The sequence below is a fragment of the Chitinophaga sp. W3I9 genome, from assembly GCF_050434025.1.
Lineage (GTDB): Bacteria > Bacteroidota > Bacteroidia > Chitinophagales > Chitinophagaceae > Chitinophaga.
The window spans coordinates 5,841,923-5,863,017 of record NZ_JBNPWC010000001.1 but is presented as its reverse complement, the minus strand read 5'-3'; the positions used below and the strand labels follow the sequence as shown (position 1 = coordinate 5,863,017).

At 48.6% G+C, this 21,095-nt stretch carries 16 protein-coding genes; 12 read left to right on the top strand and 4 right to left on the bottom strand.

Annotated features, from left to right (window positions below; translation table 11 throughout):
* Positions 1-144: 144 nt before the first annotated feature.
* Entirely contained in the window at positions 145-1,032 is an 888-nt protein-coding gene (locus QFZ51_RS23720) for an NAD(P)-dependent oxidoreductase (RefSeq protein WP_429049633.1), read from the top strand.
* Here QFZ51_RS23720 and QFZ51_RS23715 read toward each other — a convergent pair.
* The 3 genes from QFZ51_RS23715 to QFZ51_RS23705 all read right to left on the bottom strand — a co-directional run bounded on the left by QFZ51_RS23715 (position 1,029) and on the right by QFZ51_RS23705 (position 3,511).
* Positions 1,029-1,433 carry a winged helix-turn-helix transcriptional regulator gene (locus QFZ51_RS23715; protein ID WP_079472767.1) on the bottom strand — a complete coding sequence of 135 codons (405 nt, stop codon included), beginning with the start codon at positions 1,431-1,433 and terminating at the stop codon, positions 1,029-1,031. The genes QFZ51_RS23720 and QFZ51_RS23715 overlap by 4 nt on opposite strands.
* Before the next feature lie 166 nt (positions 1,434-1,599).
* Positions 1,600-1,896, bottom strand: a complete 297-nt coding sequence (locus QFZ51_RS23710) for a hypothetical protein (protein WP_429049629.1) — start codon at positions 1,894-1,896, stop codon at positions 1,600-1,602.
* Positions 1,856-3,511 carry an SPFH domain-containing protein gene (locus tag QFZ51_RS23705; RefSeq protein WP_429049626.1) on the bottom strand — a complete coding sequence of 552 codons (1,656 nt, stop codon included), beginning with the start codon at positions 3,509-3,511 and terminating at the stop codon, positions 1,856-1,858. Before QFZ51_RS23705 ends, QFZ51_RS23710 begins: the two co-directional genes overlap by 41 nt.
* Positions 3,512-4,027: 516 nt before the next feature.
* Here QFZ51_RS23705 and QFZ51_RS23700 point away from each other — a divergent pair.
* The 7 genes from QFZ51_RS23700 to QFZ51_RS23670 all read left to right on the top strand — a co-directional run bounded on the left by QFZ51_RS23700 (position 4,028) and on the right by QFZ51_RS23670 (position 16,746).
* Complete coding sequence (locus tag QFZ51_RS23700; protein WP_429049623.1) at positions 4,028-4,906, top strand: ROK family protein; 879 nt, start codon at positions 4,028-4,030, stop codon at positions 4,904-4,906.
* A 200-nt stretch (positions 4,907-5,106) separates the two neighbouring features.
* Positions 5,107-5,724 (top strand): RNA polymerase sigma factor, encoded by a 618-nt coding sequence (locus tag QFZ51_RS23695; RefSeq protein ID WP_429049620.1) that lies wholly within the window; start codon positions 5,107-5,109, stop codon positions 5,722-5,724.
* A 70-nt stretch (positions 5,725-5,794) separates the two neighbouring features.
* Positions 5,795-6,916: a FecR family protein gene (locus tag QFZ51_RS23690; protein ID WP_429049617.1), complete on the top strand. Its 1,122-nt coding sequence runs from the start codon at positions 5,795-5,797 to the stop codon at positions 6,914-6,916.
* A 120-nt stretch (positions 6,917-7,036) separates the two neighbouring features.
* Positions 7,037-10,309: a TonB-dependent receptor gene (locus QFZ51_RS23685; RefSeq protein WP_429049614.1), complete on the top strand. Its 3,273-nt coding sequence runs from the start codon at positions 7,037-7,039 to the stop codon at positions 10,307-10,309.
* A gap of 18 nt (positions 10,310-10,327) precedes the next feature.
* Positions 10,328-11,926: a RagB/SusD family nutrient uptake outer membrane protein gene (locus tag QFZ51_RS23680; RefSeq protein WP_429049611.1), complete on the top strand. Its 1,599-nt coding sequence runs from the start codon at positions 10,328-10,330 to the stop codon at positions 11,924-11,926.
* Positions 11,927-12,092: 166 nt separating this feature from the next.
* Complete coding sequence (locus tag QFZ51_RS23675; protein ID WP_370907454.1) at positions 12,093-13,370, top strand: Gfo/Idh/MocA family oxidoreductase; 1,278 nt, start codon at positions 12,093-12,095, stop codon at positions 13,368-13,370.
* A 19-nt stretch (positions 13,371-13,389) separates the two neighbouring features.
* Positions 13,390-16,746 (top strand): DUF1080 domain-containing protein, encoded by a 3,357-nt coding sequence (locus QFZ51_RS23670; RefSeq protein ID WP_429049608.1) that lies wholly within the window; start codon positions 13,390-13,392, stop codon positions 16,744-16,746.
* A gap of 50 nt (positions 16,747-16,796) precedes the next feature.
* Here QFZ51_RS23670 and QFZ51_RS23665 read toward each other — a convergent pair whose 3' ends face one another.
* Entirely contained in the window at positions 16,797-17,141 is a 345-nt protein-coding gene (locus QFZ51_RS23665) for a VOC family protein (RefSeq protein WP_429049605.1), read from the bottom strand.
* Between the two features lie 239 nt (positions 17,142-17,380).
* On the opposite strand from QFZ51_RS23665, the gene QFZ51_RS23660 reads away from it, so the two are divergent.
* From QFZ51_RS23660 to QFZ51_RS23645, 4 genes are all read left to right on the top strand, one after another.
* Complete coding sequence (locus QFZ51_RS23660) at positions 17,381-18,430, top strand: hypothetical protein (RefSeq protein ID WP_429049602.1); 1,050 nt, start codon at positions 17,381-17,383, stop codon at positions 18,428-18,430.
* Positions 18,431-18,444: 14 nt separating this feature from the next.
* The gene (locus QFZ51_RS23655) at positions 18,445-18,903 is read left to right on the top strand and encodes a hypothetical protein (protein WP_429049599.1); all 459 of its coding nucleotides are present in this window, start codon (positions 18,445-18,447) and stop codon (positions 18,901-18,903) included.
* A gap of 115 nt (positions 18,904-19,018) precedes the next feature.
* Positions 19,019-19,867: a hypothetical protein gene (locus QFZ51_RS23650; RefSeq protein ID WP_429049597.1), complete on the top strand. Its 849-nt coding sequence runs from the start codon at positions 19,019-19,021 to the stop codon at positions 19,865-19,867.
* A gap of 24 nt (positions 19,868-19,891) precedes the next feature.
* Positions 19,892-21,076, top strand: a complete 1,185-nt coding sequence (locus QFZ51_RS23645; RefSeq protein WP_429049595.1) for a hypothetical protein — start codon at positions 19,892-19,894, stop codon at positions 21,074-21,076.
* Positions 21,077-21,095: the final 19 nt, after the last annotated feature.

Below are 21,095 nucleotides of genomic sequence, written 5' to 3'. Positions count from 1 at the left end.
TAAAGTGCTGGTATTAAAATACGTTAAATAAGCGAAAATGAGTACTTCAGAAATTTCTTTACCAACAAAGCAATATCCAAATATGTTCTTATTAATCGTTTTGAATTGATAGATTTGAATCAGGAAGTCATTAACTGAAGTATTATGGAAACCATTGGATTTATCGGCACTGGCCATTTAGGCTATCCCATTGCAGAGAACCTGCTGAAGGCAGGATACACTTTAAGAATTTATAACCGTACGAGGGAGAAGGCGTTGCCGCTGGAGCAGCTGGGCGCTATACTGGTGGGCAGCCCGGAAGAAACTGCTGTTAAAGGAGGAATTGTACTGAGCCTGGTAGCGGACGACAAGGCGCTGGAAGCAATAGCTACCGATGCGCTGGTGCAGGCCCTTGGTGAAGGTGGTATCCATGTGTCTATGAGTACGGTATCACCGGATATTTCCAGGGAGTTGTCGGCGGGTCATGCAAAGCACGGGGTGTTATTTGTAGGGGCGCCGGTATTTGCGCGTCCGGAAGCGGCGACCGCGAAAGCGGGTAATTCGGTAATTTCCGGTCCGGCTAAGGCTAAAGAAAGGATCCGTCCTTTATTGGAGGCTGGATTTGCCCGCAACATTTTTGATCTCGGAGAAGACGCGGGCAGCGCCAATGTGCTGAAGCTGATGGGTAATTTTATGATTGCCGGGGCGTTGGAACTGATGGCAGAAGCCTTTGCGCTGGCGGAGAAAAACGGGGTAGATCCCAGGGAGGCATATGAAATGCTCACGACTACTTTATTTTCGGGTCCCATCTTCAGGAATTATGGAGCCATGATCCTGGACCGTAAATTTACCGGTAATCCTTCTTTCAGTGCGGAATTAGGGTTGAAAGATATGGACCTGGTATTGCAAACGGCGCGGAAATCGCATACGCCGATGCCGCTGGCTAACCTGGTGCAGAACCGGCTCACAACCATCCTGGCGAAGGATATACATGATGCCGACTGGACCGCGCTGGCTTCCGGTGCGCTGGAAGACGCCGGACTTACTGTTTAACCTTTATCGGCCATAGCCGCTACGGTCTTTTCTTTGGACGCCTGGCGCGCTATGGCGTCTTCCCGGTGCATGGTTCCCCAGTCGGAGATATGCTGCAACATACTTTCCATACTCCATCCCAGCGGGGTGAGTTCGTATTCCACCCGCGGGGGCACTTCCGGGTACACGATCCGCTTAACGAGGTGGTCGTTTTCCAGTTCCCTTAACTGCAATACCAGCACTCTTTCCGAAATGCCGGTGATCGACTTTTTCAGTTCGTTATAACGTAGTTTACCATCCAGCAATCGCCACAGTATGCTGGGTTTCCAGCGTCCGCCGATCAACGACAGGGTATATGCTGTGCCGCAGTCGCCGCGCAGCTGCTTTCCGTTGATGGCATTAGAGGAATTTTCTTTTCGCATACGTTCAAATTTTCTTTTTCCGGGTATAAACGGGTATAAAGATACGCAATGCGCTGCTATCGTAAAGGATAACGCTATCCTTTTGGTAACCCTGTCCAGGGGAGCTTTATTAAACAACAAGGGAAGGCATCACGGCCTCCCCTTTTTGTTATGCCTGCGGCAGTGACTATTCTGCCTGTTTACCGGCTTCGTTTTTCTTTGCCACGTCTTCCAGCAGTCTGAGTCTGAGCAGTCCGCTGATCGGTCCGTTGGCGCTGTCTCCACCGTTGATGAGTACATCCGGCATGATACGGATCTGCTGCGTGCCGATGGCTTCCATTACTTTCAGTTGGGTAAAGTTGTTGCCACCCATTGCTTCCACCGCCAGTTTATAGGATGCTGCGCTGGACTGACCAATAGCCAGGATCTTTTCTGCTTCTGCTTTACCAGTGAGGGCAATTTTTTCCGCATCCGCTTTTTGCAATCCATTCAGTACGCTCCGCTTCTGCCTTGGCCAGCAGGCGTACTTTTTCTGCTTCACCGCCGGCCAGTAATTTCATCCGGTCGCTTTCCGCGTTGGCTTGCAACCGCACGCTGTTGGCGTCACCGGTCGCTTTTTTCACGGAGGCGTCTGCATGTCTTTCCGCAATCCAAACACCCTGGTCGGCTTTTACAATTTCCTTCTGCATTTCTGCAATGGCGGTTTCTTTTTCCAGCGTCTGGCGGGTTTCCTGTGCCAGTCGTTCTGTATCATAGGTGATTTTCTGTTCTTCCGCAATTTTACGGTCGGTCAGTGTTTTCATCAGTGTTTCCGGTGGCACAATGTCACCAATGAGGGTATCTACCCCGAACACATTATACTGGTCCAGTACCTGGCCGATATGCTCCTTCGCGGAGGTTTGCCGTTCCTTACGACTGGTGAGGAAACTGATCACATCTGATCCCTGGGCGGAGTTACGGAAGTAGTTACCGATGGTGGGTTCCAGCACCTGTGTGACCAGGTTGCTCATATTACCAAATCGGGCAATTACTTTGGGGGCTTCGGTAGTAGGGATGTGGATGATCTGTGCCACGTCGAGGTTAAAAGTAAAACCGTCGCGGCTCCTTACGGTGATGGTAGAGAGGTTCTTATCCAGCTGGTGGGCTTCACTTCTGGCGGTGGCCCAGTTCAGCACCAGGTTGGTGGTAGGTACCAATTCTACTTTCATGATATAGGGATTAACAGGATACTTACCGGGTCCCAGTGGTTCTGCCCATACGCCTTTGGTACCTTTGGCCACAATATTACCGTGTTTGAATTCTGCGCCGCTGAGATCCACGCCATCATTACCCACGAAGGAAATGACCACGCCTACATGGCCGATCGCGATTTCCGTCATGCGAACCATTTCCAGTTTGGCAAACCAGGGGTTAATAAAGTAGGAGCCGGCCAGGATCACCTGTTCCTGCAAGCCTTTGTAACCGCCTTTTTCGAGGAAGGCATCCACATCCTGGAAGTTGTTGTGTTTGTCGATGGTTTTACCCGCAATGGAGCCGGTTTCAATGGCTTGTCCTTCGAGGGTAGTCACAATTCCTACCGCATTGTCGGGGATGGACAGCATGTCCGTGATTTCCACTTCAAACAGGAAGGTATTGATACGGTATGATCCGGGCGTGATAATAGCAGTTTGCCGGCCTTTGCGGCCACCATTCCGGAGAAAGGCCACTGCGTCCTGGAAGGAGTCGCAGGGAACCTTGCGGGCCAGGATAGCACCTGTTTCCAGTTCTGAACCGTCTTTAGCCAGTACCAGTCCTATTTTACCGGTAGGGATGATGGTAAATGGCTGGAAGGTAACGCTGTACTGCCAGATCCATTTCCAGAAGTATACGCCGGGAGCGAGTGTTTGCGCCTGGAAGCCAGCTTCGCCGTTGGTGGCGAGGATGCGGCCTTCCGGCAGTTCCTGTTTACCGATCAGTACAAATTTTTTAGTAACCAGACCAATACGGTCTTCCGGTACAATGACTACGCCAAAGCATATACGAAGAATTACTTTGTACAGTACAAGGCAAAGAATGGGCAGGCCGATAAGCAAAGCCCATCTGAGAAATGTGTTTTCCATTTGCAGGGTTGTTGTTAAGGTATGTATTTGTGTAAGATGAATTTAACGGCATGGCGATACGGCTGACGGACTTGTCAGATCAGGGTTTGGGCCATGCAGGTATGTTTCAGAAAAGTGGGGGCGAAGTGTTGAAGTTCGTAGCGATATAAGATATAAGGATGTTGTTGCCGGAGCAATGATCAGATTCCATTGAAGAATGAATTACGATGTAAAAGTGATGATTATTTTTCATCTGTCAAAATAATTCCGGGCAAACGATAGTTCCTTTAGCACGGATTTTCAGATAAGTTGTTCCGGATCATTTTTGCAAACTGTTTCAGATAATGCCGGGCAGTTTTTTTTGATATCCGTTGAAAATTTGTCCGTTTTTTTTGATTTTTGGAAAAACGCCCTATATTGGGAAGAGTTTAACCATTATTCACTCTGCTAAAACGATTTTTCCAAGCATGTCAACCAAATAGTTTTTTATATTTGTATAGCTTTAACGATTTAGCAAAACATTCTATTATTGAATTTATGACAAATTCCACGGCGTTAGGAATAGATATCGGCGGCTCTCACATTACCGCAGCACTCGTAGATCTTGGCACAAGATCCATCATAGAAAGTTCATGGAACCGCACACGTATTAACTCACAGGGCGAAGTAGCAGATATCATCGATGGCTGGGCGGCTGTTATCAGTGAGGTTTTCACCCACGCTTCTGAAGATGTACGGCACATCGGCATCGGGATGCCTGGCCCGTTCGACTATGAGCGGGGGATCAGCCTCATGAAAGGGCAACACAAATATGACGCTTTATACAACCTGAATGTAAAGGAATTACTGGCAACGCGCCTCGGAATTTCCCCGCAGCAAATCCGCTTTATCAATGATGCCGGCTGCTTCCTGCAGGGCGAAGTATTCAGCGGCGCCGGCAGGAATCACCAACAGGTAATTGGCCTTACACTGGGCACCGGACTGGGTTCCGCCATCTATCGCGACGGAGCAGCCAACGATGCCAATCGCTGGTGCGCTCCCTTTAAAGAGGGTATGGCGGAAGACTATCTCTCTACGCGCTGGTTTGTAAAACGCTATGAAGAAATAAGCGGCGAAGCAATAGCAGATGTAAAAGCGCTGGTAGCACGTATAGGCGTTGACGATAGGATACCGCAGCTGTTCAATGAGTTTGCGGTAAACCTCGGTACTTTTCTTACCACCTTTATTAAAGAAGAACAACCTGAAATTGTAGTGATCGGCGGAAATATCGCCAATGCGGCAGACCTGTTTCTTCCCCAACTAAAAAAAGAACTGGAAAAACAACAGATCACCATCCCGGTAGTTATAGCTACCCTCGGCGAAGCCGCAGCACTGATCGGCGCAGCCAGCTTATGGCATGCCTTCCAGGAAGCATAAGCGCCACCCGTTCAGCAAAAACATAAAATAAAAAGAAGCTATTGGCGCAATGACCAAAGCAGGTAAGTTCCCGGAGCATATTCATCTCCGGAAAAAATATCCGCTCCGGTGCCTGTGCCAGTAGCTTTTTGTTTATTGCTTTCAGCTTTCTGCTTTTTCCTTTATATTAGGGGCATCAACCACTTCTAAATATTTACTGTTTGAAAGACCGCCTAATTGCAGCTGATAATATTTTGTGGAACAATGTCATCCTGGGGGATCAACAAGCCTACAGGGAGTTGTATGAAATGTATGCGGATATGCTTTTCCGGTATGGCCTGAGATATATAAAAGATACCAGCACGATAAAAGACTGTATCCAGGAGCTTTTTACCAGTCTTTATCACTACAGGAATAACCTGGCGCATGACGTGAACATCCGGTTTTACCTGCTCCGGTCATTCCGCAGGAAAATCCACCAGGCCGTAAAAAAGAATGCCACTATGCTGCATACTGCCAATCCGGAAGACTATTTCTCGATCTTCTATGAGCCGGATGCAGAACAGCTGCTGATTGCAGCGGAACAGCAGCAGGAATTGCTCCGGCTGCTGGCCCGTGAACTGAACGAATTACCCGCCCGGCAGAAAGAAGTCCTTTTCCTCAAATTCAACTGCAGCCTGTCGTACGAAGAAGTGGCGGGAATCATGAAAATAAGTGTACCAACCTGCCGCACTCTCGCCTACAGAGCGTTCCGGCAACTGCGTGCCAACATGGAAAAGGTACCGGTGCTGCCGTTAATGATCCTCTTAATGTCCTGGATTTCCCGGGAGCATCCCTGAATAAAAAAAGTTTCGTTCCGGAGTCTATATCCTGTTTGTTTGTTGCTCTATATAGCAAAGATGCCGAAAGATGCCTGATAAGAAACACCTGAAACTGGAAGACCTGCTTGGTAATGACCATGAGCCGCCTGCACAAAGCGATGATCCCGTGCAACAGCAAATGGCAGATGCCGTGCAACGCATGATCACAAACGCCGCCACAGAAACGTGGGACCCGGCCGATAAAGCCCTGCTGTGGCAGGATATCGCCGCGGGGTTAGCAGCCAAACCATTTGTGCACAGATACCTGTTCCTCAAAATCGCCGCTGCCGTCTTGCTGTTGTTGTCCGTGGCCACCTGGTTGTTCTGGCCCCAGGCCCCGCACTCGCTGGTACAGTTTGCTCAGCAGCAACACCTGGAACGCGCCACCGATACCCGCCTGATCCTTGGGCAGCAACCCGCGATCGTGGTAAAAGGAAAAAACGCATCACTGGTATATGGAGGTCAAGGCGTAACCATCAATGCGGATAGTACCCTGTCGTCTACAGCTCCATACAATACGCTGTTGGTACCTTACGGCCGCCGCGCCCGCCTCCAGCTAGAAGATGGCACCATCGTGCTGCTGAATGCCGGCTCCCGCCTTGTTTATCCCGCTACCTTTCACCGGAAAAAACGGGAAGTATACCTGGAAGGGGAAGCCTTTTTTGAGGTAGCCCCCAATGCCGGATCGCCATTTTTCGTATATGCTTCACGTATAGAAACAGAAGTGCTCGGCACCTCCTTTAATATCAGCGCTTATCCAGACGACCACCAGCAAAGCCTGGTACTGGCATCGGGAAGTGTGCGCCTCCACCTGCCTTCACAGCGCCGCTTCGGGCAACATTCCCGTCAGCTGCAACCCAACGAAATGGCTACGGTAGGCATGGAAAGCGAAACCCTGCAGGTAAGCACTGTGAATGTAGCAACCTATACTGCCTGGAAAGACGGGCGCCTGCTGTTTTACAGTACACCGCTGAAAGAAATCCTGAAAAAATTAACGCGTTACTATAATATACAGCTGGACCTTGCATCAACACAACCCGGACTGGAAACCTGTTCCGGCGACCTTGACCTGGAAGATCATCTTGAAAACGTACTTGACGTGATATGCGCTACCAACTCGCTGCGCTATGAGCGCCAGGGACAGCGCATCGTACTGAAAGAGAAAGACTAATTATCATACATATCACCAAAAAAAAGCCGGAAGATGGTGGGACATCTTCCGGTTGCACAGCCCCGCCGAAGCGGGGACGGGCTTGTCTTTTTGTTTAACTAAAAAAACTGTAGTGAAGTTATGAAAAAAATCTATGCACAATGGCGGGTACCGCCAGGCAATGTTTTTGCCATTAAACTCCTGAGAACAATGAAACTGACTGTAATTTTACTGTTCATCGCTATCCTTGGGGTTTCTGCTACCGGCAAGTCGCAGGACGAACACCTCAACATCAAACTGCACCAGGGCACCTTGCCCCAGCTGTTTAACCAGATCCAGTCGCAAAGCCGCTGGCGTATCTTTTATAAAGATGAACTGGTAAACAGGGAACAACCGCTGACGCTTGATCTGCAGGATAAAAAGATCAACGAAGTACTGGACAAAGCCCTGTTAAATACAGGTCTCAGCTACCGCATCATGCGCAACCAGGTAGCCATCATTCCGAAGGAAAAAGGTAAGCCGGAGCAACGCCTGTCAACCATCTCGCTGTTGGAGGACAGTACCTATCTCATACGCGGACGGGTATACGATACGCATGAACCTCCGCAGGCGCTACCGGGAGTAACTATCCGGGTAAAAGACAATAACAGTCTTGGTACCACTACCGACGCCGATGGCTACTTCACCTTCCGCGCTAAAAAAAATGCGGTGCTTGTTTTTACGCAAATGGGGTACCTCGCGCAGGAATATACCATTATCCGGAGCCACAATGCACTGAATATTTCCCTGAAAGAAAACGTAGCTGCCCTCGATGAAGTAGTAGTGGTGGGCCTTTCAGAACAGCAACGGAAACATATTGCCAGCTCCATCAGCTCTGTAAATATTGCGCAGCAAACCAATGGCAAGCCCATTACGGCATTATCACAGGCATTGCAGGGAGGCGTTACCGGTTTGCAGGTAACGCAAAGTTCCGGTCTGCCCGGCGGGGATGCCGCCATAATAAAGATCCGTGGCATCAGCACGACGAACGCCTCCAATCCATTGGTAATGGTGGATGGTGTGCCGATGGACATGAACTATATTGATCCCGTTACCGTGGAAAGCGTTACCATCCTGAAGGATGCTGCCGCTGCCGCTGTATACGGCGCCCGCGCCGCTAATGGTGTTATACTGGTAACGACCAAACGCGGCGTAGCCGGAAGGGTAGCCGTTACCTATGATGGCTATTATGGCGTGCAGTCGCCCTCCTCCATGCCGGCGCTGGTGGAAGCGCCGCAATATATGCGCATGTTTAACGAAGCACAGGTGAATGCCGGCAACGCTCCATTCTATTCGGAAGAAGATATTCAACATACAGCAGCCGGCGACGACCCGGTAAAATATCCTAACACCGACTGGCAGAAGGAAATCCTGAACCGCGCGGCGCCTATTACCAGTCACTCGGTGGGAGTGAGCGGCGGTAACAGCCTCGCACGTTTTGCCTTAACGGCCAACTATCAGAACCAGCAAGGGATGATCCCCCTCAACCACTCCAATAAGTATAATATCCGCGCCAATACCTCCATTACCCTTACCAAAAAGTTCCTGGTATACATGGACATGCTGGCCATCAAACGAAATACTTTTTATCCTAACCGTCCCAATGGGAGTAATGGAAACAGGATATTGGAAGATATTTTCCGGGTACCGCCTACTATTCTTCCCAAATACCCGGCAAAAGATGGCGCACCGGTCATGTATGGCCGCTACGTGGATATTGTAAACCCGGTGGCCTACGCAGAACATGGCGGTCAATCTGCCAATGAGTACGGTCAATCCAGTATTAACCTGCAGCCTAAATGGGAAGTATTGCCTGGCCTGAATCTCCGCGGACAATTCAGCTTCCGGTTGAACAGCGACGTGACCCGCACTTCCCGTGACAATTATTACTTCTTTGATTATTATACCGGTAAACTGGTGCAAACATGGGGTGTGCAGCGGACTGCTGCTATGGATAGGACTACTTACTATTACGCAGGCGTAACGGCCGACTATACCTATGACCTGAAAGATCATCACTTTTATCTGATGGGTGGCTATTCACAGGAAGAGAACAATAGTAAATTCTGGGATGTAAATTCCCTGTTATCGTTTTATGGAAAAGTAAATTATTCTTATAAAGATAAATACCTGCTGGAAGGAGCCATTCGTACAGATGGTTCATCACGTTTTGGTCCGGGTCATAAATACGGTACATTTCCTTCCGTAGCGTTGGGTTGGAATGTACATAAGGAGTCCTTTATGGCGCCCGTATCTGTTATTAGCAGCATGAAGCTCCGTGCATCTTACGGCCGGCTGGGTAATGAGAATATAGACCTTTACCAGTACCAGAATATGATCAGCGCCACAGATGGCGTGGAATCAATTTTCGGTAACCCGGATATTACCTGGGAAACAGTGGACATGTTGGATCTGGGACTGGACCTGGCTTTGCTGCAGAGTAAACTGGAGCTTACGTTCGACTTCTACAACAAAACTACCAATGGTATTATTCTCAAGCCACCGGTATCTTATGTAGGCGGTATGGGCACTCCTCCCATCAACGCAGGCAAATTGCGGAACAAAGGAGTGGAGCTGTCGCTGAATTATAATGGTCGTATTGGTAAAGATGTCACCCTCTCTGTACGCCCTGGCGTTTCTTATAATAAAAACACCTTCCTGACGGTATTGGGCGGCCCTTATATCAGTGGCAGGAACATTGACAAGGAAGGATATGCACTGAAGAGTTTATATGGTTATAAAACAAATGGTTTGTTGCAGGCCGCGGATTTTAAACCGGATGGCACGCCGCTGGTACCAGTGATCGCTAATGCAAAACCAGGAGATATCCGCTACCTGGATCAGAACGGGGATAATATCATTGATGGCAACGACCAAACAGTGATCGGTAATCCTACACCGCGCGCCGACTTCTTTGCCAACTTCCGCATCACCTATAAAAAATGGGAACTGGAAATGCTGTTGCAGGGTGTGAGTAAAAGCGATGCGGTGCTGTCAGGTATGCTGGCCTATCCATTGGATATGTCTTTTGACGGAGGTGTTCCTACACAATATTATGCAGACAACTACTGGACGCCTGAGCGTACCAATGCCCGCTTTCCCCGCTTAACCACTACACCGGATATCAATAAGCTGTCGTCCGATTTTTGGATCCAGAACGGCGCCTACATCAGGATGAAATATATCCAGCTGGGTTATAATTTCAGCAGCACTACGTTAAAACGTATAGGCGTTAACGGTGCCAGGGTATACCTGAATGCACAAAATCCGTTTGTATTCACTTCCATGAAACTGGTAGACCCTGAAAGCCAGGGCAACCAATGGACGTATGGCATTATGAAAATGTATACTGCAGGGGTAAGTATTCAACTATAACCATTCAACTTTTTCGCAATGAAAATGAAATTCAACATAACGATGATACTGGGCCTGGTATTACTGTGTTCACCGGGCTGCAAAAAATTTCTCACCCACGATAACCCCTCCGGTGTTACTGACCTGGAGTGGTGGAAAACGGAGAGTCATGCCTATAATGCGCTTGGCTCTATTTATGCCGGGGTGCCGGCAGGTTCCAGCGGCAGGAATGTAATGTTCTGGTCGGGCCTGAGCGACGAAGCCGTTTGCCGCGGCGACTTCAGAGGTAACTACGATATTTACACCCGCGGATTGCAAAACCCTACCTGGGATGTGGCCGAATGGATCTGGCGGGATGATTATATAGATGTACGCCGCGCCTGCCGTTTTCTTGAAAACGTGGATAAATGTTTTATGGACGAGCAGCTGCGCACCCGTATGAAGTATGAAGCCCGTGCATTACGTGCTTTTTATCACATGGAGATCATGCTGTTTTTTGGTGACATTCCCATTGTGACGAAGTCCGTTACACCGCTGGAGAACCGACTGAAAAGAGATCCGGCCGAAAAAGTATATGAGTTTATCCTGAGCGAGTTAAAAGTGTGTGCGGAGAATTTACCGAAAGAATATGACAGCGATGAAACATGGCGTATTTCTGCCGGGGCCTGTAATGCACTGATCGTGCGGCTGGCGTTGTTTTTCCATCATTATGATGTGGCCAGGGATGCAGCGGCGAAGATCATCGGCACAGGGGTTTATAAATTACACCGTAGTGAAAAAGCAGGCGTGAACAGCTATGCAGAATTATTCAGTTACACCGGTGAATTAAACAAAGAACGTATTTTTTTCAAAGCTAATGGTTGCGATAACGCCTGGACCACCTTTGCGCCTTATGGTATTGGTGGAGAAACCTATGTGTCGCCCACTGCGCAGGTAGTAGATAACTTTGAAACAAAACAGGGTAAAACCCCGGCGGAGCTGGGCCCTGATTCCATGGCGATATACCGTAAAGATCCCAACTATAAAAATAACCGTGATCCCCGGTTGGCTGTGTCTGTCCTGTATCCCGGTCAGTCGTACCTCGATGCCAATTATATCCTTTCTCCTTTTGATAATGCTACCAACAACACCGATAAAATAGGTGTGCAGAAATCTACTGCCACCGGCTACTGGATCCGGAAATACCTTGATCCGCGCGACCGGCAGGGCAGGAGTGGCTCCCTCGATTTTATGTACATCCGTTACAGTGAGATATTGTTATCCTATGCAGAAGCCGTGATTGAGCTGGGCAACTGGCAGGATCCACTGATCATACAATATCTGAATGATGTTCGTACCCGGGCTGGCATGCCGGTGGTTGACCAGCAGCGCTACAATAGTGCAGCAATGCTGCGGCAGTTGGTGCGCCGGGAACGGCAGGCGGAGCTGGCATTTGAAGGACAGCGGTATTTTGATATCCGGAGATGGGGCATTGTTAAGCAGGTAATGAACGGACAGGTATTTGGCGCTACCAATCCCGAAACAGGTGTGGCCGTAAAGGTGCAGGACCGTTCGTATACCGACCGGGATTACCTGTGGCCAATACCGGAAAAGGAAATGTTATCTAACCCGGAAATGACGCAGAACACCGGGTATTAATTTTTTACCGTTTATCAAATTTTCGTTACTGTACTTGCATATCATCTTGTTAGATTATATCTTACCATTCATACAACCACGATGTGACAATACAGTGAATATATCATCATACAGTGAACTAATACTATCAATCAAAACAAATCCAGGCATTCAATTAAACTGAATTATGGCGAAACAAAACAGCGATTCAAGGCGGGCATTTCTCAAAAATTCCCTGGGAGCGCTTGCTGCATTTACAATTGTGCCCAGGCATGTGCTGGGCCGCGGTTACCTGGCGCCCAGCGACCAGCTGACCAAAGCCGTTATAGGCACCGGTGGCATGGGACGCGGCCACTTTGGCTACGCCGGCACCCGGGTAGTGGCGCTCTGCGATGTAGACCGCAGTCACCTGAAACTGGCAATGGACCAGCTGGGAGATAAAAGTAAAGGCGTAAAAACCTTTAGCGACTACCGCGAAGTGATCACCCTGCCGGAGGTAGATATTGTACACGTGGCTACGCCGCCGCACTGGCATGGTATCATTGCCGCAGACGCAGCACGCGCCGGTAAAGACATCTGGTGTGAAAAGCCGATGACAGCCACCATTGGCGAAGGCAAACGCCTCGTGGAAGCAGTACAGCAACATGGAAGGATCTTCCGCCTGAATACCTGGTTCCGCTTTGAAGACCGTTTTTATGGAATGGGCACCACAGTGAAGCCGATTAAAAAACTGGTAGACAGCGGCCTGCTTGGCTGGCCGCTGAAGGTAACCGTAAGCAAGCATACGGGCTTCGACTGGAAATTCTACTGGGTAGGCAAAACCAACCTGGAAGCCATGCCGGTACCGAAAGAACTGGATTATGATATGTGGCTGGGGCCTGCGCCTTATCGTCCGTATAACCCGCACCGTGTGCATCAAACCTTCCGTGGTTACTGGGATTATGATGGTGGTGGTTTGGGAGATATGGGGCAGCATTACCTGGATCCTATCCAGTATTTCCTGGGTAAAGATGACACCAGCCCGGTAAGTGTGGAAGTGGATGCACCACAACAGCATCCTGATGCAGTGGGCACCTGGAGAAGAATTACCTACACCTATGCAGATGGCTGCCAGATCATCCTGGATGGTGATGGCGCCGATGAAAAGGCCGCTTATATAGAAGGACCCAAAGGAAAACTGTACCCGGGTTTCCGCTCAGATATCCAGGACCTGGAAAAGAAACTGGCTGCATTCCCTGACCCCGCCCCACAGCAAACAGATTTTGTGGACGCTGTAAAGAACCGCCGGAAGTTTGCGCTGAACGAGGAAAATGGTCATCGCTCCGCTACCCTCGTAAACATGGGTAAGATTGCCCTGCGCCTGAACCGCTCGCTGAAATTCGACCCGGTGAAACAGGAATTTATAGAGGATGCTGGCGCCAATGCGCTGATCTATCAGCCAATGCGCGGACCGTGGACTATCTAAACAATCAAGTAAACGAATTATGAAAAAGATACAATACTTACTCGTTGCATTACTGGTTGGCTGGAGTAGCCTGGTTTCCGCACAGGGGCCATCAGATCAGCGTGCGTTTCATACCAAAATAGCCGATGTGCTGGCGTTGATGCCGGCACCCAATAAAACGCAGTTTAACGCCAATATGGAGTCGATTGCGGCGCTGGGGGAAGAAGGGCTTACTACTATAGCCGGTATGCTGGCTGCGCCCGGAAAGGGCAATAATACGCAGCTGGAATATGCGCTGGCCGGATATGCCTATTATGTTACCCAGCCGGGAAAAGAAACCGTCCGCAAACAGGCTTCTGCAGCGCTTTGCAAAGCACTGGCAAAAACAGCGGAACCGGAAAACAAATTTTTCCTGATCACGCAGCTGGAAACCCTGGCAGATGATAACGCCACCGGCACGTTGCAATCGTATCTTACAGATAACCGTTTGTGCGACCCTGCTGCGCGCGCACTGGTAAAAGTTAACACGCCCGCCGCACAGCAGGCCCTGTTACAGGCGCTCAGCGCCGCTTCCGGCAACAACCGCATCACCCTTACGGAAGCGTTGGGTGATAGCCGTTATACTGCCGCTGCTGCTACTATTGCGCCACTGGCCACCAATGCAGATAAAAAACTCGCCAAAGTAGCGTTGTATGCACTGGCGCAGATCGGCGCGCCGGCTTCTGCACCGGTATTAGCCACTGCCGCTGCCAACAGCGGTTATTCCTACGATGTAACCGACGCTACTGCTTCCTATCTGTACTACGCTGCCAATATCACTGATAAAGCAGCTGCAGCGAAAATAGCAGAGAACTTACTGAAGCAAACAAAAACAGACGCACAGGTACACACCCGTACGGCAGCATTAAAACTGCTCACTGCCATCCGTGGTGAAAAGAATATGCCGCTGCTGTTAGCGGCTGCGGATGATAAGAATGCGGAATACCGTGATGCTGCACTGAAATTTGCAGGTCAATACGGCCTGGCAGCTAATGCCTTGTGGCTGAAGAAACTGTCGGGTCCTGATAATGCCAATAAAGCTGCTGTAATAGCTATGTTGGGAGATAATAAAGTGGCCGCAGCTTTACCTGCCCTTCAGAAATTACTGGGTAGCAAAGAGGAGAGCGTAAAACTGGCTGCCATCAAAGCGGCTGGCAAAACCGGTGGCGCCGCTGCCTTACCTTCCCTGCTGCAAACCATGAAAACAGGAGATGCTGCTACCGTGGAAGCCGTAACGCAGGCACTCCTGATTATGCCGGGCGAAGAAGTAGCTGCACAATCCGGCGCCTCGCTGGCCACCATGCCAGCTGCAGCGCAAACAGCCTTACTAACGGTACTGGCCGCACGTAAAGCAGACAGCCGCGTAAATGATGTACTGCCCCTCACCGCCAGCACAGATGCCGGCACCCGCAGTGCGGCCATTGCCGCATTGAAGGATGTGGCCACAAAGGCAAATCTTCCGGAACTATTTACCTTACTCAATAACACCACCAGGGAAACGGATATCGCCAGCATACAGGCTGCGCTCATCAGCGCCGGCGCTACCAGCAGTGACGTACTTGCACAGATGAAGCAGGCGCCCGCCGGTCAGCAAGCCCGCTACCTTCCCGTATTGGCAGGTATCGGTGAAAAAGATGCCTTGTTACCGGTAGTTACCTCCTTTAATAACGGTGACGCAGCTACGAAAAAAGCAGCAGTAAGGGCATTGTCTTCCTGGAAAGATATGGCCGCTACCCCTGCGCTCTTAAAAATTGCACGCGAAGATGCTACCTATCGTGATGAAGCACTTGCCGGCTACGTGGCGCTTACCCGCCGCTCCGCTTTGCCCGCCGATCAGCAACTGCTGATGTTCCGCAACGCCATGGAGCTGTTGCCCTCAACAGTAATACAACAGAAGGTGCTGGAAGGCGTAGAGCGTTGCAAAACACTGCCTGCCTTATTATTCGCAGGTAACTACCTCGATAATGCACCCGTGCAACAGGCCGCCGCCAACGCTGTAATGAACATCGCACTGGCAGATAAAAGTTATAATGGCACCATCGTACGCGCTTTGTTAGAGAAAACATTCAAAGTGCTGAACGGCCCCGATGCCGATTACCAACGGCAGTCGATCCGCAAATACCTCGCTGAAATGCCCGATGGTGAAGGATTCGTTCCGCTCTTCAACGGTAAAGACCTTACCGGCTGGAAAGGGCTCGTAGAGAACCCAATAGCACGCGGAAAAATGGATGCCAAAGCACTCAGCAAAGCGCAGGACAAAGCAAACGACAACATGCGCAAAGGCTGGTCCGCAAAAGACGGCCTGCTGGTGTTTAGCGGCAGCGGTGATAACCTCTGCACCGAAAAGAAATATGGCGACTTTGAGATGCTGGTAGACTGGAAGATCACCTCACAGGGCGATGCCGGTATTTATCTCCGTGGTTCCCCGCAGGTACAGATATGGGACACCTCCCGCACCGATGTGGGCGCACAGGTTGGCTCCGGTGGCTTATACAACAACCAGCAACATGAAAGCAAACCACTGAAACTTGCAGACAACGCTATCGGCGAATGGAATCATTTCCGTATCCTCATGCAGGGTGATCGCGTAACGGTATATCTCAACGGAGAACTCGTAACCGATAACACCATCCTGGAAAACTATTGGAACCGCGGATTGCCGATCTTCCCCGAAGAACAGATCGAGCTGCAGGCACATGGTACCTATGTAGCATACCGTGATCTTTACATCCGTGAAATTCCCCGTCCGAAGCCTTATGTGCTGAGCGATGAAGAGAAGAAAGCCGGCTACAAAATGCTGTTCGATGGCACCAACATGCACGAATGGACAGGCAACACCAAAGACTATGTGATCGATAACGGTAATCTCGTGATCTATCCAACCAATGGCGGTCACGGTAACCTCTATACGAAAGACGAATACAAAAACTTCTCTTTCCGTTTCGAATTCCAGCTGACACCGGGCGCTAACAATGGCCTGGGTATCCGCGCACCGCTGGAAGGTGATGCTGCCTACGAAGGTATGGAGTTACAGATCCTCGATAACGAAGCAGATATCTATAAAGACCTGCAGGTATATCAATATCATGGCTCTGTATATGGTGTAATCCCTGCCAAACGCGGTTTCCTGAAACCCGTTGGAGAATGGAATACAGAAGAAGCGATTGTAGATGGCACCCATATCAAAGTAATATTGAATGGCACCGTTATCCTCGACGGCGACATTGCAGACGCCCGTAAAAATGGTACGCTGGATCATAAAAAACATCCTGGCCTGAACAGGGAAACCGGTCATATCGGCTTCCTGGGGCATGGATCTATTGTAAGGTTCAGGAATATCAGGGTGAAAACGCTGTAGTTTTTTGTTTGAGATATAGAACCGTTCCTGCGTAAGCGGGAGCGGTTTTTTTATTGTTGTACCAGTTCAATCTTTCTTCCGTCAGGGTCCTGGATAATAGCGGTATATCCCCATGCTGTTAATGCAGGTGCGGTGAGGATGTTTTCTTCAGGGAGTTCTTTCATAAGGTTATCCAGATCGGCAACTTTGAAGCCCAGCCTGGTAGTATTATCTGCAACAGCAGTCCCTTTGGGTAAGGGATAGATTTCCAGGACTATATTTCCACCGGTACTTGCATAATGATAAGGTCCTGTACCATGCCGGTGATAATCAAACTGAAAACCAAGCTTAGTATAGAATGCAGCATGTTCGGCAAGTTGGCCGGTTTTTATAACGAGCAGATTCAGGTCGGGCATTATTTATTATTTATTGTAATGTGAAGTTAGAAATAAAGTGCCTGACAAAATACCACGAATGTGGGATGATCCGGTTAATGATAAGTTAATTACTTTTGGCCCCGGATTTAATTGATTTTTACTATTTTGTGTCAGAATTAACTGTAGTGTTCAACCCAGTAGGAATGTAACTGTTTACCCTTATAGTAAGTCATAGTCATATACCTGATAAGTTTGTTTAATTGTTTTATCCTTTATTTATGAAATATTCTTGTTCCCTGCTTCTTTCTTTTGTTGCGTTAAGCAGTTATGCCCAGAATAAGCTGGAAGCCACTGGTAATGCGGGTGTTGGTACTACTGTACCTACGGAAAAGCTGGAAATTTACTCCGCTGGTTTATCAAATATAAAGCTGACACATTCGTCCGACGTTTTAGGCGTGGTAGGTGCTCTCAAATTTAATATGTCCGGTTCCGACCTGGGTAAACTGGAAGTTGAGAGAACTGACGCTTCTGGAAGGATGTCTGCCATGAAGTTTTTTGTGAGAGGTAGCGGAGGTGAGTTTGAAACGATGAGGATTGTGAATAATGGATTTGTGGGGATTGGGACAACGTCACCGGCTGCGAGGCTGCATGTCGTCAATTTGCCGGGAACTGTATCTGCCGAATTTACACAAACAGATGTAGACGCAATGGACGGAGCACTGAGCTTCATGAATGCCACTGGTACCGCGGGGAATTATTTTCCTCAAATTAATGCGCGTAGTTATGTGCCAGGTCGCTCGTTAGGTCTTTATATTACCGCCGAGGTGGAGGACGTGCTTCCTGCTTCTGATCTTGTCTATGGAGGGATAATACTTGACAGCAGAAATAAAACAGGTGCGAGATTGGCCACCAGTAATGTCCTTGCAGTTAACAGCGCCGGCGTGAATCTCATGCTGGTAAAAGCCAACGGCAGCGTAGCTATTGGAACTACAGACGCCAAAGGCTACAAACTAGCCGTAAACGGCAGCGGTATCTTTACAAAGGTCGTCGTGAAATCCTATGCCAATTGGCCCGATTTCGTTTTCCACCCGGATTACAAATTACCTGCCCTGTCTGAAGTAGAGCAGTTTGTTGCAAAGAATCAACATCTTCCTGGTATCCCATCTGCCAGCGAAGTAGAGAAAGAGGGAGTAGATGTAGGAGAGATGAACAAACAATTATTGCAGAAAGTTGAGGAGCAAATGTTGTATATTATAGAGATGAATAAGCAACTGCTATCCCTTACCAAAGAAGTAGCAGTGCTTAAAGAAAAGATCGCTACGAAATAACCCCCGTATTCGCCATGAAAACTATTTATCATCTGATCTTACTGTTGTTTGTCTGCTTTTGTACCGCGCAGGCCCAGGATAGCCTGTTGCAAAAAGCCAGCGCTATTCCGGATAAGTACCTGTCGCAGGTAAAACAAAAGTCGGATAAAATGGAGCGGCAAATCACCCAGCGCAGCGAAAAAGCCCTGAGCCGTTTCATGAAACAGGAGGAAAAGCTGAAATGCAGACTGGGGCGCATCGACTCCCTGAAAGCCAATAATCTTTTTGCCCATTCGATCGATTCTCTTGGAAGCCTGAAGTCCCGTATGAAAGGCAAGCTTGGGAAGTACTCCGGTGCCTTAACCCAAGCCGGTGGCCCTTACCTCGATAGCCTCAGCAATTCGCTTTCCTTTCTGAAAGACACCAAAGGCTTATTGAGCCAATCCAAAGGGATTACAGATAAACTAAATGGCTCATTAAAAATCTGTCGATAACCTGAAAGATAAACTGGCCCAGGCAGAGCAAATCAAAGCGTATATCCGTGAGCGTAAACAGCTGCTGAAGGAACAGTTAAGTCAGTATACCGGCTTCACCAAAGACCTGCAGAAGATGAATAAGGAAGCCTACTACTACGCCCAGCAACTGAAAGAGTATAAAGAGGTTTTTAAAGATAAAAAGAAAGCAGAGCAAAAAGCGATGGAAGTGATTAAGAAGATCCCCGCTTTCAATGACTTCATGCAGAAGCATTCTCAGCTCGCCAGCCTGTTTAATATACAAGGCGCTACTGCATCAGCCGCCAACCTCGAAGGACTGCAAACGCGCAACCAGGTGGAACAGCTCATCCAGCAGCGTTTAGGCAGCGGTCCTAATGCCAGTGCCGCCGTAAGCCAGCAGATGGCCGAAGCCCGCAGCAAATTCGACGAACTGAAAAGTAAGTTTCCCGATCTTGATAATGCTGCCGAGATGCCGGATTTCAAGCCAAAGGAAATGAAAACAAAAAGCTTCCTGCAACGATTGGAATTCGGAAGCAACATCCAGTTCCAGCGCAGCAATAAATTCTTCCCCACTACCGGCGACCTCGCCGGACAAGCCGCCTATAAGTTTCATAAAAACGGAAGCGCTGGTCTTGGGCTTTCTTACAAACTGGGCATGGGCACCGGCTTTGACAATATCCATTTCTCCGGTCAGGGTATGGGCATCCGCTCGTTCATCGACTGGAAACTGAAAGGCACCTTTTTCCTGAATGGCGGCTATGAGCAGAATTATCAGCCGGATTATGCCGGCGTACCGGAAGGTGTGGGGCAGAAGTGGACACAGAGTGGGTTAATTGGAATTAGTAAGAAGTACAAGATCAATAGTAAGCTGAAAGGGAATATGATGGTGTTGTTTGATTTTTTGTATAACCAGCATGTGCCACGGACGGACCCTGTGAAGGTGAGGCTGGGGTATAATTTTTAATTTTTTATTCAAAAACTATTCTAAATGCGTTCTTTTTTTCGTTCCTGCAGTTTGTTAATCAGTATCATTTTAATCATTTCCAGTTTAGGTGCAGAAGCTGCCCGTGTAAGTGAACCGGGTGATTGGCTTATAATGGGGCCCGCCAATACTAGTGCATCTCCCTATAATCTCTGCTACTATAAGGTGGCTAAAATCAACAATGATGCAGACCGGTATGCTACCACCATAGAATTGGATGTGGTGGGAGATGTCAATTACCATTATAGGCAAGGCGCCTACCTTATCCGGATTAATAAATATGAGGGAACTCTTGCAAGATTCGACGGACTAGAGATTCGTTGTATTTCAGGGAATCCATTAGCGGCGACTTTTTATGTGTTTAATAATGCGTTGTGGGTTAAGTCCAATTATCAGTGGGGTGCAATTTATTATCGCAGCGAAGATCATACGGCCGTTAGTCCCCTGAATACGGCTCCTTTTGACCAGACTATCACTGCACCGGTTGGCTTTGTGGCAAGTACCGATACTTATGGCTTGAATTGTGATTTTGATAATAGTAAGTTTTATCAGTTGTCCTATGAAGATGTGCAGGGAAATACCACAAATATGGGGAAAATGGGGATAGGCACTGTGCCGGGATATACGCTGCATACGGTTTCACAAGGTAATACAACTAAAGCATCCGCCTATTTATGGGGAGAAAACTATGGGGTGGCAGTAGGTACCTTGAATGCAACAGCTGCCAACTATTCATTTGCCGTTTTAAATAATGCTAATACAGACGGCTCCGGTGCCACGGGCGGAGGTAAGCCACTACTGTACGTTAGAGGTGATGGTAATGTAGGTATAGGTACAAATATCCCTCAGGCAAAGCTGGCCGTGAAGGGAGATATTTTTGCGCAGAAAGTAAAGGTTACACAAAGTGGTTGGGCTGATTTTGTATTTCATCCGGATTATGAGTTGCCATCGTTACAGGAGGTAGAATGCTTTATTAAAGCCAATAAGCATTTGCCTGAGATTCCTTCAGAGAAAGAAGTAGAGAAAGATGGACTGGATGTAGGAGAGATGAATAAGAAGTTGTTGCAAAAGATTGAAGAACTGACATTGTATATTATTGATCTCAAGAAGGAAAGTGTGGTGCAACGGAAGGAGTTGGAGATGTTGAAGGAGAAGACTGAAAAAGAAGCTAAGAAATCTACTGGGAAGTAAAGCGTATGAATAGTGGGCA